The organism is Gemmata sp. SH-PL17, assembly GCF_001610855.1.
Classification (GTDB): domain Bacteria; phylum Planctomycetota; class Planctomycetia; order Gemmatales; family Gemmataceae; genus Gemmata; species Gemmata massiliana.
In genome coordinates, this window is the sequence record NZ_CP011271.1 from 2,617,142 (window position 1) to 2,631,412 (window position 14,271).

Genomic DNA, 14,271 nt, shown 5'->3' on the forward strand with positions numbered 1-14,271 from the left:
AAGAGCACGAACCTTCAGTTCGTCGGGTCTCGGGATCACCGCGGCCCGCGTCGTGCAGACGGGAGCGAGGCGCCGGTTGTAGCCCGAACGATCCAGGTCCGGTGTCGGCGCTGCAAGGCTTCGTGGGGCGTTCTCCGGCGCGTGGTGAATTAGTTCACGCCCAAAAACCGATCGGATACTTGCCAAACTCGCTTCGGCGCTTATTTCTTTGTTTCAGCACACCGTAAGTTCCTGCCCTAACACGAATCGGAACCGACCCTGAGTGTTTCGCGGATATCACGCGAAACACAACTTTGCCTACCACCATCGGCACCGGCCGACGAACGGGGTTCTCCGATTTGGGACGACGCGCCGGCGTCTATCGTTTGTTATCCTGTATCGCACCGACCCGAAATTGAGAGTTGGCGGGGAAGCGTAATGACGACACGGGGATTCCGCGCTCGGCTCACGTGCGCGCTGGGAACGCTGGTCGCCTTGGGCGCGTTTGTGTTCGTGCGCGATCAACAACCGATGGCCGCGCAAGAGCCGAAACCGGACGCGAAACCCGCCGACTACGCGACCGCGGTCCAGCCGGTCATCAAGAAATACTGCCTCAACTGCCACTCCACAAAGGCGAAGAAGGGCAGCCTCGATCTCGAGCGGTTCGCGAGCGCCGACGACATTCGGAAGGACGTGAAGGTGTGGCTCGGGATCATCGAGCAAATCGAAGCAGGCGAGATGCCGCCCAAAGAGAAGCCGCAGCCGAGCGCGGACGAGAAGAAGCACCTGCTCGCGTGGATTCGCGGGTTCCTTGATGCCGAAGCCAAAGCACGGTCCGGCGACCCCGGCTTCGTTCCGCTCCGGCGCCTGAGTAACGCCGAGTACAACTACACAATTCGCGACCTCACGGGCGTCGACCTTCAACCGACGCGCGAGTTCCCCGCCGACGGCGCCGCGGGCGAGGGCTTCACCAATGCCGCCGAAGCCCTCACGGACATTTCGCCCGCGCTGCTCACCAAGTACCTCAACGCCTCGAAAGACATCGCGGACCGCGTCGTGTTGCTCCCGGACGGGTTCCGCTTCTCCCTCGCGAAGACGCGACGCGACTGGACCGATGAGGGAACCGCCGCGCTGCGCGCGTTCTACGCGACCCACGCGGACGGCGAGGGCAAACTCTCCGTTCATCCGTACCTGCTCGCCACGGTGCGCCACCGCGATACCCTCAGCGCGGGTAAGTTCGCGGAGGTCGCTGCCAAGGAGAAATTGAACGCGAAGTACCTCACAGCGTTGTGGGGAACGTTGACCGACAAGACGCCTTCCCAACCGCTCGATTCGATTCGGGCGAAGTGGCGCGCGGCAGCGGAAAAGGACGTGCCGGCTCTCGTGGCCGAGGTCACTGCGGTGCAGGCCGCGCTGTGGCGAACGAGTCGGATCGGGAGCTACATCCAGGCGCGTTGGGGGGAATCCGCTGGCGGGTACATCGAGAGCCTGGCGCGACAGGTGCCGGTCGATCCGACGGCCGTGGATTCGGTTCCACTACGGCTCGGTTTAAAGCCGACTCCGGGGCAATCGGAGGTGATGGCTTATCTCTCCGCGCAAGAGGCGGGGACTGGTGGATCGGTCGTGTGGGCGCGCCCGCGGTTCGAGGCCCCGGGCAAGCCGGCATTGCTGCTCCGCGACTACGCCGATTTCGGCCCCGCGTTCGAGGTCGAGTACCCGTCCGTGTTCGTTAACAGCGCGAAGTACCTCACCGCTGCGGTGGAACTCGCCAACGACAAGTCGCTGACGGCCGAGAGCGCTGCGAAGAAACATGGACTCGATCCGGCGTTTTTGAAGCGCTGGAGCGAAGTTCTCGCGGTGGAGCCGCTCGCACGGGACGCCACGAGCATCGGCCGGGTAGTGCCCGCGGTTACGCTGACGTTACTCGAAGAACCGACGCCAAAGAACGATGCCCACCCCGCCATCAACGGCTGGAAGAAGAAGGGAACAGACCTGCCCGTGCTGGTGGCGAACTCGTCGGACAAGGTGGAAGAGATCCCGGGGCGCATTCCCGCGAAGGGCGTCGGTGTTCACCCGATGCCGAAGGAATTCGTCGCGGTGGTATGGACCGCTCCGGCCACGATGACCGTGAGCATCGGCGCGAAGGTCGTTCACGCGCACCCGGCGTGCGGCAACGGCGTGGCGTGGTGGATCGAGCACCGGCGCGGTACTCGCGCTGCCGTAATCGCGGAAGGACCGGTCGATTTGGGCGGCACCGCGGAACCGGCCCCGAAGGTGATCGACGTCGAGAAGGGCGATTTCATTCTCCTCGCGGTGGACGCGAAGAACGAGGACCACGTCTGCGACATGACCGCGATCGAGTTCTCGCTCACCGAAACCGCAAAGGCCAAGCGCGTGTGGAATCTTGCCGCCGACATCGCGACTTCGGTGCAGACCGGCAACCCCCACCCAGACAAACTCGGCAACAAGGACGTGTGGAGCTTCGTGCGCGGGCCGTCGCGCGCGCTCGGAAAGGGAATCAGCAACGTGATTCCGCCCGCGTCGCTGTTGGGTAAGTGGCGCGAGGCGGCTGCATCCCCGGATCGCAAGGACGAGGCCGCGAAGCTCGCGACAGAAGTGCAGAAACTGCTCGCGGGCAAGCGGCCCACACAAGAGAAGTCGCCAGACCGCGTGCTGTATGACAACCTCGTTTCGGTCGAGAGCACGCTGTTCGCCGGCGTCGATGTGGCGAAGTTGGGCCAGCGGACGAGTGCCGCGTTCGGGCTGTCGAAGGATAAGTTCACTGGCGAAAACATCGTCGGTTCCGCGAACGCGACGGTGGAAATCAAACTCCCGGCGGCACTCTTCGCCGGGCGCGAGTTCGTTGTGGACGTGAAGCTCGGAGATACTGCGGGCGATCGATTGGTGCGCCCCCGCGTCGCGACCACTCCGCCCGGTGCGGGCACGCGCGGGGACGGCCCGGTTCTCGGTTCCGCGAACGGGTCCGCGTACAAGCAACTCGTTGCGGGCAACAATGAGTTCCGCCGCATCTTCCCACTGTTCACCTGCTTCCCGCAAGTCGTCCCAACGGACGAGGTCGTGTCGCTGAAGATGTTCCACCGCGAGGACGAACCGCTCGTGCGGCTGTTCCTCACGGACGAACAGGCGCGGCACCTGGACCGACTGTGGGCCGAACAGCGGTTCGTGAGCCGCCAGGCGGTTGCGGAGTACGACTACCTGCCGCAATTCATGGGCTTCACCACGCAGGACACGCCCAAGGAGTTCCAGCAGTTCTTCATTGACCGCAAACCGCTGTTCAAGAAACTGGCGGACGACTGCGTCAAGGACGAAGAGGCGGCGGTCCCGAAGCAACTCGATGCGCTGCTGGCGTTCGCGTCGCGGGCGTATCGTCGACCGCTGCAAGAGACGGAAAAGGCCGATCTGCTCGCGCTCTACAAAGCGATTCGGGCGAAGGGCACCACACACGAGGAGGCGTTCCGCGGGGTGGTGTCGCGCGTGCTGGTGGCACCGGCGTTCTTGTTCCGGGTCGAGGCTTCGCCGAGGGGAAAGGAGCCGGGGCTCGTCAACGATTGGGAACTCGCGACGCGGCTCTCGTACTTTCTGTGGGCGAGCGCGCCGGACGAGGAGCTGCGTGCGGTTACCGCGTCGGGCAAACTCCGCGACCCGAAGGTGTTCGCGATCCAGGTTCAGCGCATGTTGAACGACGCTAAAACGCGCTCGCTCGCGATCGAGTTCGGCACCCAGTGGATTCACGTTCGCGGGTTCAACGAGCTGAAGGAGAAGAATGAGAAACTGTTTCCGACGTTCACGCCGGAACTCCGGAAGGCGATCTACGAGGAATCGATCCTCTTCTTCCAGGACTTGTTCCAGAACGACCGCGCAGTGACATCTGTTATCGACGCGGACCACACCTACCTCAACGAAACGCTCGCCAAACACTACGGCATCCCGGACGTGACCGGTCCGCAGTGGCGGAAGGTCGACGGCGTGCGGAAGTACGGTCGCGGGGGTATTTTGGGGCTCGCGAGCGTGCAAACGAAAGAGGCGGGGGCGTCGCGTACCAGCCCCGTGCTGCGCGGGAACTGGGTCGTTGAGACGCTGCTCGGTGAAAAGCTCCCGCGCCCGCCCGCCAACGTGCCGCAACTGCCGGAGGAAGAGGGCGCGGACAAACTCACCGTGCGCCAAATGGTGGAGAAACACGCGAAGGTACCGGAGTGCGCGGTCTGCCACGTGCGGATCGATGCATTCGGCTTCGCGATGGAGAAGTACGACCCGATCGGCCGGCTGCGCGAAAAAGACCTGGGCGGACTCGCCATCGATACGCACGCCAAGCTCAAGGACGGTACCGAGTTCGAGGGCATCGACGGGCTTCGGAACTACCTGCTCGTCAAGAAGAAAGACGTGGTGGTGCGCCTGTTCTGCAAGCGCCTCCTCGGGTACGCTTTAGGGCGCTCGGTCACGCTCTCGGACACCGCGCTCATTGACGAAATGGTGGCCGAAGTGACCAAGAATGATGGCAAGGTTTCGGCCGCAGTACGGGTGATCGTGAACAGCCCGCAGTTCCGCATGGTTCGTGGGAGTGAGTTCGGAGACGGGCCGTGATTGATTGGGCAACGCTCTTCAACGAATCGCACCCCGAGGCAGGTGCCTCAGATGAGATCATCGCTCAATTTGTGGCATCAGTTTTGGAACCACTATCCGGGGAAGAGATAGCAGTAATCAACAGGAGGCAACAGAACCCGTTCCCGAAGAGCGACCTGCTCCACGCAACTTTCCGTCCGTTCGACCCGACGCACTGGGTACTGCCGAACCCGTTGCTCCCCGCGTCCTATTTGGCGTTTTTGAGGTGGTCGAATGGAGGGGCGTTTCGCACTGGCGGACGCGAGTTTGGGTTCTTCCCGGCTTTAGGCTCCGGCTGCGGTGTTCGAGCGATGATGTTGGGGTACGAGTTGCCCGAATACATGCCCGGCGCCCTTCCGATCGCCTTCAATGGTGGGGGCACGTTTTACTTGCTCGACATGCGGAAACCAGCCAGGAATGGTGAGTACCCGATCGTTTGTTCGCACTCCGGTAACCTCGGTTGGGATGCGGACGAATGTGTTCCAATTGCGGATTCCTTCCCGAATGCCTGCCGCGGTACCGTGAACGTCGATGAATTACGCTGAGTCCGAATTCAACTGAAGGGTCGATTGCTATGCCCACGAACGTCACCCAGCCCCTCTCCCGGCGCTCGTTCCTCCGCGGCGTCGGCGTGTCGATGGCGCTGCCGTGGTTGGAGTCGGTCCCGGTGTGGGGCGACGACAAGCCCAAGAACACCGCGTCCGAGGCGCCAGTGCGGTTCGCCGCGCTGTTCTGCGGGAACGGCTTCCACAGCAAGGAGTGGTGGGCGAAGGGCGAAGGCAAGAACATGGAGTTGGGCAAGGTGCTCGACCCGCTCAAGCCGCACCGCGAGAAACTGCTGTTCCTCCGCGGCCTCTACAACGAAGAAGCGCTCATCGGCGGTATCCACAGTTGCCAGACGGGTAACCTGCTCACCGGGGCGCACCTCGCGCCCAACGGCGAGATCAAGTCCGGGATCAGTTGCGACCAGGTCGTTGCGGAGAAGACGAAGGGCCAAACGAAGGTACCGAGCCTCGTGCTGGGTACCGAGCCGTCGATCGCTGCGATCCACAAAAACTACTCGATGATCTACAGCTCCCACATTTCGTGGAGCTCGGCCACCACGCCCACGCCGCTGGAACTGTACCCCGCGCTCGCGTTCGACCGCCTGTTCCGCGACGAGGTCGGTAAGGCCGACAAGAGCGTGCTCGACGCGGTGCGCGAGGACGCGACCAGCTACAAGAACAAGGTGAGCACCGCGGACCAGCGCCGACTGGACGAGTATCTCTCCAGTGTGCGCGAGGTGGAACAGCGCATCGAGCAGGCCGGGAAGAGCGGCCGGCTCCAGGGCTGGCGCCCCACGCTCGACAAGCCCGACATGAAGCGCCCGGCCGACGGCATCCCGCAGGACATTGATCAGCACATGCGGCTCATGTGCGACATTATGGTGCTCGCGTTCCGCACCGACACGACCCGCGTGTGTACCCTCAAACTGAACAACGACCACTCGTCGCTCCGGTTCCCGCACCTGAAGGTGGACTACATGATCCACCACCTGCTCTCGCACACCGACGGCGCGGACTGGCTCAAGGTGAACCAGTTCTTCGCGCAGCAGGTCGCGTACATCGCCGAGAAACTGGACGCGGTGAAGGAGGGCGACCGCACGCTGCTCGACAACAGCATGATCATGTTCTGTTCGAGCATGATGACCGGGAACCACAACAACGACCAGTTGCCGGTGGTGGTGGTCGGGCGCGGGGGCGGGCAGATCAAAACGGGCCGCGTGCTCGATTACCTCGGCAAGCCGAACCGCAAGATGTGCAGCCTGTACCTCTCCATGATGGAGAAGGCCGGCGTGAAACTGAAAGAGTTCGGCGACTCGAAGGAGAAGCTCACGGAAATTTGATGTTGATTCGATTGTATCTGGCCGAAATGAATAGGATCGAAAGCCTGCGGCGGTGTGTTGCTCACGAATACCACTAGGTACTGAACCGTTTGGTAATCGAAGAGGTATCGAATGGCACAACTCGTCGGGCGGATGTGTGTAATCTGCCGGGAGCGGATCGGCAACGAAATCGACAGCCGATTTTGTCCCGCGTGCGGCAGCCCGGTTCACACGGCCTGTACTTCGGTAGCCGCTTTGCAAAAGACCGAGGGCGCGTGCCCCGTGTGTGGTGCGCCCGCAACCGAAGTCGCGCCGAGGCGCGAACTGGCAGAGCAGGAAGCCGAATGGCAGGCCGGGGGCAAGCAGCGCCGGCGGGGCGGGTGGATAATGGCCGCCTCGGTTGTGTTCGGACTGTTGGGACTCATGCAGTTCGCTTTCGTCAACATGCGCACTCTCCCGGCAACCGACCGCCACGAGGCTCGTGGCAATGTGTTTAACGGGCTGGTTCCGGTGGCGCTTGGCTGTGCTGGCTTTTTGCTCGGTTTGCGTCAAATGTCTAAGAAGTCGTAGCGGCGAATTCGGTGCCACTCACAGTCGCGTTTAACCGCGGGTACGTAGAAGGGCATGTAAGTGGAGGCCGATGAACTACGAGCACTGTTCCCGGGTCGTGCCTTTGGCCGGCCGTGCGCTGAAAGTGAGCTTCAGCAGGCGGAGCAAGCACTCGGTGAACCCCTACCCGCAGCTTTGCGGGAACTATACCTCGCGTTCGACGGATTCCGGGGGCCGACCGACGCTACCTTCCTTTGGCCACTGTTTGCGGAGGAAGGACTTGTTGCGATGAACCAGTTCTATCGCGGTGATCCACTGTTCCCGCAGGAACTGGTTACGCAGTGCCTGTTCTTCGGTGACAACGGGTGTGGACCGCAGTGGGGGTTCAAGCGCGATTTGCCCGGCCGAATCATCCGCTGGAGCGCGGCATGGGGCACCGAATTCGAGGTTGTGGGTACGAGCCCGTTCGATGCGTGGAGGGCTGAGAAAGAGGTATACGATGCTCTGTCGGAGATGTAAGTACCGAGCGACCCGCTGTGCCTGCTTCCGTTTTTGGTTCCTTTTCAATCGCTGAGCACGCGACCTACTTCACGTTAGCATTACGCACCATTCACCACGGGGGCGAAGCCAACTTTTAAGTGCCCATGTGCGGTTCTCCATTTGGTTTTGTCCCTTCGTGCCGACGTGGTTACAATCTACCCGAACCCGCCTCAACCCTCCGCGCCGGAACTCTCCTATGGCACGATTCCTCGCTCCGCTCGCGCTCGTTCTCATCGTCACCGCACCCGCTCTGGCACAGAAAGACCCGCCCGTTCCCGATACCGTGATGTTCGAGAAAAACATCGAGTACACGAACCCGGACAACCAGCACCTCCAGTTGAACATCGCGAAACCGAAAGGCAACGGGCCGTTCCCCACGGTGCTGTTCATTCATGGAGGCGGGTTCCGCGCGGGGGTTCGCGAGGGGCACAACACGCAGATCATTCGCCTCGCGGAACACGGGTACGTTGCGGCGACGGTAAGTTACCGCCTGGCGCCGAAGTACCCGTTCCCGGCCGCGATTCACGACACAAAAGCCGCGGTGCGCTGGCTCCGCGCGAACGCCAAGACGCACCACATCGACCCGGACCGGATCGGTGTGACGGGCGGGTCCGCGGGCGGGCACCTCGCCCAGTTCCTGGCCGTGACCGCTGGTGTGAAAGAATTCGAGGGTGACGGTGGGAGCCCGGAACAATCGAGCGCGGTGAAGTGCGTCGTGAACGTGTACGGACCGAGCGACTTCACCAAGTCCTATGGCAAGAGTGTGGACGCGGCCGACGTGCTCCCGCTGTTCCTGGGCGGAAACCTGGAGAAAGCCAAGCCCGCACACATCCGCGCGAGCCCGCTGTACTGGGTGACCCCGAACGCGGCCCCGACACTGTGCATCCACGGGACCGAAGACAAGTACGTCGCGTGCGAGCAGGCCGAGTGGATGGTGGACAAGTTGAAGGCCGCGAGCGTGGAAGCGGAACTGCTGAAACTCGAAGGTGCCGGCCACGGGTTCAAGGGCAAGGACGCGGAGACCGCGGAGAAGGCGATGATCGCGTTCTTCGATAAACACCTGAAGAAGAAGTAAGGAAACGAAATGGCGGATACGGGAAAGGTCGCGCTCGTAACCGGTGCCGGGTCCGGCATCGGTCGGGCGGTTTCGCTCGCGCTTTTGCGCGAAGGTTATCGCGTCGTGCTTGCGGGTCGGCGCCCGGACGCGCTGGCCGCGACCCTCGCTCCGGCTCCCGCTGGGGCCAGTGCGCTTACGGTGACCGCGGACGTCACCGACCCGGCGTCCGTTCGCGAGCTCTTTGAGCAAACGAAGAGTAAATTCGGGCGACTCGACGTGCTGTTCAACAACGCGGGACAGGGGGCGCCTGCGATTCCACTGGAAGACCTCACGTTCGAGCAGTGGAAGAAGGTCGTCGATGTGAACCTGACCGGCGCGTTCCTCTGCACGCAGGAAGCGTTCAAGCTGATGAAAGCTCAGGCGCCGCGTGGGGGGCGAATTATCAACAACGGCTCCATCTCCGCGACCGCCCCGCGGCCGAACTCGGCGCCCTACACGGCGACCAAACACGCGATTACAGGGCTCACGAAATCCACCTCGCTCGACGGTCGAAAGTATGACATCGCGTGCGGTCAGATCGACATCGGGAACGCCGCGACCGAAATGACCGCGCGGATGAAGGACGGTGTGCCGCAACCGAACGGCACGATCGCGGTGGAACCGACGATGGACGTGGAGAACGTGGCGCGGGCGGTCGTGTACATGGCGAGCCTGTCGCTCGATGCGAACGTGCTGTTCATGACCGTGATGGCCACGCAGATGCCGCTCGTGGGGCGCGGGTGATTCGAGTCGCGTTCGATTACGAGAGAACTTGTCGTGAAGATCACCGGCCTCGAAACGATTTATCTGCCCGAGTACCCGTCCATTCTTTTCGTCGCGGTCCACACGGACGCGGGTTTAACGGGCGTAGCAGATACTTGCTACATGCCGGACGCGATCGCGGGGTACATCCACCAGTTCGCCGCGCCGATGTTGATCGGGCACGACCCGCTCGCGATCGAACTCCACTGGCGGCGCCTGTACGAGGTTGTCGCGCACACGGTCGGGAAGGGGGCCGAACTGCGCGGGCTTTCGGCCATCGACGTGTGCTTGTGGGACATTCTGGGGCAGGCCGCGGGGATGCCCGTGTGGCAGGTGCTGGGCGGGGCCACGCGCGACCGCATCCGCACTTACAACACCTGCGGTGGACCGAGTTACGGTCGTGCGGCGCGCGGGAGCGTCGGCTACGGGACCGACGGCCCGCAGGGGAAGTATGAAGACCTGACTGCGTTCATGGAGCGCGCGGACGAGTTGGCTCTGGACCTGTTGTCCGAAGGGCTAACCGGGATGAAATTGTGGCCGTTCGACTTCGTCGCGCACTACCCCGGTGGGGGGGATAACTGGCGCTCGTTTCGCGGCATGTTCGACCCCACGATTCGCTCACTTGGTGGGCACGATATTTCTGCGGCCGATCTCAATTGGGCGCTGGAGCCGTTCCGCAAGATCCGCAGCGCCGTCGGCGACAAGATGGAGATCATGGTGGAGGGGCACGGCCTCTGGTCGCTCCCCGCGGCACTCAAGATCGCCCGCGCACTCGAAGAGTTCCGCCCCGCGTGGCTCGAAGACCTAATGCGTGCGGACGACATCGACGCCCTGGCCGAACTGCGCCGCGGAACCACGTGCCCGATCCTTGCGAGTGAATACCTCGCCACGCGCTACGAGTACCGGCCGCTGCTGGAAAAACAGGCCGCGGACATCGTGATGATCGATCCGACGTGGGCCGGCGGGATCACCGAGTGCAAGAAGGTGTGTGCGATGGCGGAGGCGTACAAGCGCCCGGTCGCGATGCACGATTGCACCGGTCCGCTCACACTGTTCGCGGGCATTCACCTCGCGCTGAACGCGCCGAACGCGGTCTACCAGGAATCCGTTCGGGCGTACCTGCGCGTGAACTACCCGGACCTCGTGACCGATATGCCCGTGATCGAGCGCGGTCACTTCCTCGCCCCGACGAAGCCGGGGCTGGGAACGGCGCTGAATCCCGACATCCGCACGCGCGAAGGGGCCGTGGCGCGGATATCGCGTTAGCCGGCGGTCGCGAGCGCGGCTTTCAACTCTTTCAGCAACCTCTCGATGTCTTCCGCGGTGTTGTAGCCGTGGATCGCAACTCGAATGCGCCCGGCCGGGTTCATCACGTGGATGTTGGCCGCGTGGAGCCGAGCTTGAATTGCTGCTGCCTTCGGGTGCTTGAACGCGAGGATCCCTGCAACGGACTCTGGCTCGTTCGGTGTGAGCAGTTCCAGGGGAAGTTGTTTTAGCTCGGCAAGACAGTGCGACACGAGTGGTCGGGCGTGTGCATCGATAGCCGCAACACCGACCCCGCGAATGTACTCCAGCGCGGCGCGGATCGCGTACAGCGCGGGGTAGTTCGGCATCCCGACCATGAAGCTTGCCGCGCCGGGCTTGCTCTTAACCGTCTCAAAGCTGTTAGGACCGAACGCATCTTCCAGGTTGAACCAGCCGCCCGCGGGGGCCGTCCACTCCGCGGCTCGCTCTTTTGGCACGCCAACCAGTCCGCCGCCGTGTGAGGCGAGTATCCACTTGTGCGTGCTGCTGACGATCAGGTCCGCGCTGGCGAGGTCGAGCGGCACGCGACCGAGCGCTTGCGTCACATCCACCGCGAGTAGAGCAGGGGAGTGCTTGCGGACCGCTTCCACGATCGGTGGGAGTGCGACCTGGAAGCCGCTGTAAAAACTCACGAGCGAGACGGTAACCAACCGCGTCTTCGCGTTGAGCAGCGGAACGAGGTCTTCGATCCGCAGGGCACCATTTCGGTGACGCCACACGCGGGTGGTCGCCGGACACGACGGCTGGAGCCACGGCGTCGAACTGGCGGGGAAGTCGAGGTCGGTCACCACGACTTCGTCGCCCGACTTCAACTGGAGCGCGAGCGCGGCGAGGTTGTAGGCTTCTGACGAACACGAACAGATCCCGATTTCCGCAGGAGTGAGTCCGAAAAAATCGGCGGTCAGTGCTTTCGCCGCTTCCCACTGCACTGCGTGCGGGATTCGGCCGTCCATGCCGAGTTGCTTGTCGCGGAAATACTGTTGAAGGGCTTCTCCCACCGCGAGCGGCGGAACCCCCTCCGCGGCTGTGTTCAGGTAGGTCTTGCCTTCGAGCGAGGGGAAATCGCGCCGGCGTGATTCCGCTGTGAGCATGGCCGCTGTCTCCGGAGAGTTCGATTCGTCTGTTGTAGTGGGTCGCGAAACTCGTTGACGCCTCGCGCGATTCAAGTGACACTGGCTGTGTTCATATTTCATTCGGAGGTTATTTCATGCGCTCCGTGTACGTGTTGTTTGCACTCGCGCTTGGTGCCGCGCCGGTTGCCGCCGAGGATTGGGGGCAGTGGCTCGGCCCGAAGCGTGACGCCGTGTGGAATGAGAAGGGGCTCGTCACCAAGTTCCCGAAGGACGGCCCGACCGTCGTGTGGCGGAAGCCGATCGCGGCGGGGTACGCGGGGCCGGCGGTTGTTGGCGACAAGCTTTACATCATGGACCGCGAGAAGGCGGAAGCTGACCCGAAGAACCCGCCACCCAAGGGCACGCTGCCCGGCAACGAGCGCGTGCTGTGCATGAACGTGGCCGACGGCAAAACGCTTTGGACTCACACTTACGACTGCCCCTACACGAACGTGTCGTACCCCACCGGTCCGCGCACGACGCCCGTCGTGGATGGCGACCGGCTGTACACGCTCGGCACAATGGGCGACCTCCTCTGTTTGAACGCGGCGGACGGGAAACCGGTCTGGTCGAAGAACTTCGTGAAGGACTACAAGGCGCCCGTGCCCGCGTGGGGCTGGTCCGCACACCTGTTGCTCGATGGCGACACGCTCGTCGCGCTCGTCGGTGGTGACGGGCAGGCGGTGGTCGCGTTCGACAAGAAGACCGGTAAGGAGAAGTGGAAGGCGCTCTCCACAAAGGAGATTTGCTATTCGCCGCCGATCGTGACGGAAGCCGGCGGGAAGCGCCAGCTCATCGTGTGGCTGTCCGAAGCGCTGTACTCTCTGGACCTCGCCACGGGCGCGGAATACTGGAAGCACAAGCACCCGGACGCGGGCGAGGTGGCGCGCCCGGCCGTGTCGATCATCACCCCGAAGCGGGCTGGGGACAAGCTGCTCGTCTCGTCGTTCTACCACGGCACGCTCTGTCTCACGCTCGACAAGGACAAGCCGGTGGCAACGGTCGCGTGGCGCTCGAAGTCCTCGTACCCCAAGCCGATCGACGGACTCAACGCGGTGATGACGAGCCTGCTCGTGAAGGACGGGCACGTGTACGGCGTGGCGGGGATGGGCGAACTCATTTGCCAGAAGCTCGATACCGGCGCGGTGGTGCGCACGGGCGATGAGATCTTTGGCGACAAGGCCGCGTTCTGCGGGTCGGTGTTCTGGGTGGACGCGGGCGGGGTGGTCTACGGGCTGACCGATCAGGGCGACTTAGTTATCTTGAAACTGTCACCCGAGAAGTGCGACGTGCTCGCTTCGGCCCACGTCCTCGAACCGACGCACGCCGCGAAGGGCCGCAAAGCGGTGTGGGCACACCCCGCGTTCGCGGACCGGCGCGTGTACTTCAAGAACGACAAAGAAATTGTCTGTGTTTCGCTCGCGGTAGGCTGAGTGCGTCGCTCGGCGCTGGCGGATCAGTTCGCTGTGAACCGCCAGCGTCCGAACGGATTGAAGAAGAAGTCATCTTCCTCGTACCCGGTACACGGCTCCCACACAACACGGTACCGCGAGGCGTTATTGCTCGCGCCAAACGTGTGCCCCGAAGCGAACTCACCGTCGGGGCACTCGACCAACAGGTACATCGCAAAGGCGCGGAACAATTCGACCGCTCCCTTCACGGGCGCCAAATCAGTAGCGGCGATGAGGTCCGGTTGGCCGAGCAAGTGCATCCCGCACGAATAGAAATCTCCATCGGACTGGATGGGGTAGAAGACGAACGCATCGAAGAGCCCCGCCCAGAACTCGGCGCGGCCGGTTTCGTTGTTGGCTTGTTTGGCGAGCACCTGCCAGCGCGCGGAACTGTGAGCGATTCCGGAGCTTTCGGACTTCATCGCGAATCCGCCCGCATCGAGCAAACGGGCGCCAACCTGAAGCAATTTCTGACTCACATTCGGGGCTTCGCGCGCCGGGAAATTCTTGCTGAACACATACAGCACGCTCTCGTGTTCGGCGATGCGGGCGAAGTCCGCCGGCTGCAGCGTGGGGGCGACGCGGAACGATGACGACTCGAACGCTTTCGCCATCCGCTCGTCGCGCGGGGTGAATTCGTACTGGAGCCCGAGTTCGTCCAGGATCGGTCGGGCCTTAGCCGGAAAATCGGCGCCCCCAACGAGGCACAGCAGGATCTTGGGCAGGTAACCGTTACCGGTCAGTTCGACGCGGAGCCGGTGCCAGTCGGCCCAGCAGTTCTCGGGTTCGACGTCGCGGTACCCACGGCTGGTGGTCATTTTGTCGGCGTCACCGGGCTGCATTATGATGCAGATCGCGTGGTCACGCACGCGCTCGACTTCGGCTTCCGTTAAGGGCGCGCCTTTGAGTTTTTCCGCGTGCGCGAGCAGCGTTGCTAACGGCGGGGTGAAAACCGGAACGAGCGGATTGTCCGTTGCCATGTGTGCTTGCTCG

Annotated in this window: 11 protein-coding genes; 9 read left to right on the forward strand and 2 right to left on the reverse strand. The window is 63.1% G+C overall.

Annotated elements, in window-relative coordinates; genetic code table 11:
• Nucleotides 1-417: 417 nt before the first annotated feature.
• The 8 genes from VT84_RS10870 to VT84_RS10905 all read left to right on the forward strand — a co-directional run bounded on the left by VT84_RS10870 (nucleotide 418) and on the right by VT84_RS10905 (nucleotide 10,676).
• On the forward strand, nucleotides 418-4,581 hold the full coding sequence (locus VT84_RS10870) for a DUF1592 domain-containing protein (protein WP_082839541.1): 4,164 nt from the start codon (nucleotides 418-420) through the stop codon (nucleotides 4,579-4,581).
• Between the two features lie 71 nt (nucleotides 4,582-4,652).
• Nucleotides 4,653-5,144: an SMI1/KNR4 family protein gene (locus VT84_RS42185; protein WP_410000392.1), complete on the forward strand. Its 492-nt coding sequence runs from the start codon at nucleotides 4,653-4,655 to the stop codon at nucleotides 5,142-5,144.
• 29 nt (nucleotides 5,145-5,173) lie between these two features.
• Complete coding sequence (locus VT84_RS10880; RefSeq protein WP_082839542.1) at nucleotides 5,174-6,484, forward strand: DUF1552 domain-containing protein; 1,311 nt, start codon at nucleotides 5,174-5,176, stop codon at nucleotides 6,482-6,484.
• A gap of 111 nt (nucleotides 6,485-6,595) precedes the next feature.
• Entirely contained in the window at nucleotides 6,596-7,033 is a 438-nt protein-coding gene (locus tag VT84_RS10885; RefSeq protein ID WP_052559761.1) for a hypothetical protein, read from the forward strand.
• A gap of 60 nt (nucleotides 7,034-7,093) precedes the next feature.
• The gene (locus VT84_RS10890) at nucleotides 7,094-7,531 is read left to right on the forward strand and encodes an SMI1/KNR4 family protein (protein WP_082839543.1); all 438 of its coding nucleotides are present in this window, start codon (nucleotides 7,094-7,096) and stop codon (nucleotides 7,529-7,531) included.
• A 217-nt stretch (nucleotides 7,532-7,748) separates the two neighbouring features.
• Entirely contained in the window at nucleotides 7,749-8,627 is an 879-nt protein-coding gene (locus VT84_RS10895) for an alpha/beta hydrolase (protein ID WP_052559759.1), read from the forward strand.
• A gap of 9 nt (nucleotides 8,628-8,636) precedes the next feature.
• Nucleotides 8,637-9,392, forward strand: a complete 756-nt coding sequence (locus VT84_RS10900; protein WP_052559758.1) for an SDR family oxidoreductase — start codon at nucleotides 8,637-8,639, stop codon at nucleotides 9,390-9,392.
• 33 nt (nucleotides 9,393-9,425) lie between these two features.
• The gene (locus VT84_RS10905; RefSeq protein WP_082839544.1) at nucleotides 9,426-10,676 is read left to right on the forward strand and encodes a mandelate racemase/muconate lactonizing enzyme family protein; all 1,251 of its coding nucleotides are present in this window, start codon (nucleotides 9,426-9,428) and stop codon (nucleotides 10,674-10,676) included.
• Here VT84_RS10905 and VT84_RS10910 read toward each other — a convergent pair.
• Complete coding sequence (locus VT84_RS10910; RefSeq protein ID WP_052559756.1) at nucleotides 10,673-11,806, reverse strand: aminotransferase class V-fold PLP-dependent enzyme; 1,134 nt, start codon at nucleotides 11,804-11,806, stop codon at nucleotides 10,673-10,675. The genes VT84_RS10905 and VT84_RS10910 overlap by 4 nt on opposite strands.
• Nucleotides 11,807-11,922: 116 nt before the next feature.
• Between VT84_RS10910 and VT84_RS10915 the strand changes: the two genes are divergently transcribed.
• On the forward strand, nucleotides 11,923-13,260 hold the full coding sequence (locus tag VT84_RS10915; RefSeq protein ID WP_052559755.1) for a PQQ-binding-like beta-propeller repeat protein: 1,338 nt from the start codon (nucleotides 11,923-11,925) through the stop codon (nucleotides 13,258-13,260).
• Nucleotides 13,261-13,283: 23 nt separating this feature from the next.
• Here VT84_RS10915 and VT84_RS40065 read toward each other — a convergent pair whose 3' ends face one another.
• Complete coding sequence (locus VT84_RS40065; protein ID WP_204249741.1) at nucleotides 13,284-14,258, reverse strand: hypothetical protein; 975 nt, start codon at nucleotides 14,256-14,258, stop codon at nucleotides 13,284-13,286.
• Nucleotides 14,259-14,271: the final 13 nt, after the last annotated feature.

Coding starts and splice junctions, on each gene's coding strand:
- VT84_RS10880 (WP_082839542.1), top strand. CDS start 5,174: ATGCCCACGAACGTCACCCAGCCCCTCTCCCGGCGCTCGTTCCTCCGC.
- VT84_RS10900 (WP_052559758.1), top strand. CDS start 8,637: ATGGCGGATACGGGAAAGGTCGCGCTCGTAACCGGTGCCGGGTCCGGC.
- VT84_RS10870 (WP_082839541.1), top strand. CDS start 418: ATGACGACACGGGGATTCCGCGCTCGGCTCACGTGCGCGCTGGGAACG.
- VT84_RS10910 (WP_052559756.1), bottom strand. CDS start 11,806: ATGCTCACAGCGGAATCACGCCGGCGCGATTTCCCCTCGCTCGAAGGC.
- VT84_RS10895 (WP_052559759.1), top strand. CDS start 7,749: ATGGCACGATTCCTCGCTCCGCTCGCGCTCGTTCTCATCGTCACCGCA.
- VT84_RS10915 (WP_052559755.1), top strand. CDS start 11,923: ATGCGCTCCGTGTACGTGTTGTTTGCACTCGCGCTTGGTGCCGCGCCG.
- VT84_RS10885 (WP_052559761.1), top strand. CDS start 6,596: ATGGCACAACTCGTCGGGCGGATGTGTGTAATCTGCCGGGAGCGGATC.
- VT84_RS40065 (WP_204249741.1), bottom strand. CDS start 14,258: ATGGCAACGGACAATCCGCTCGTTCCGGTTTTCACCCCGCCGTTAGCA.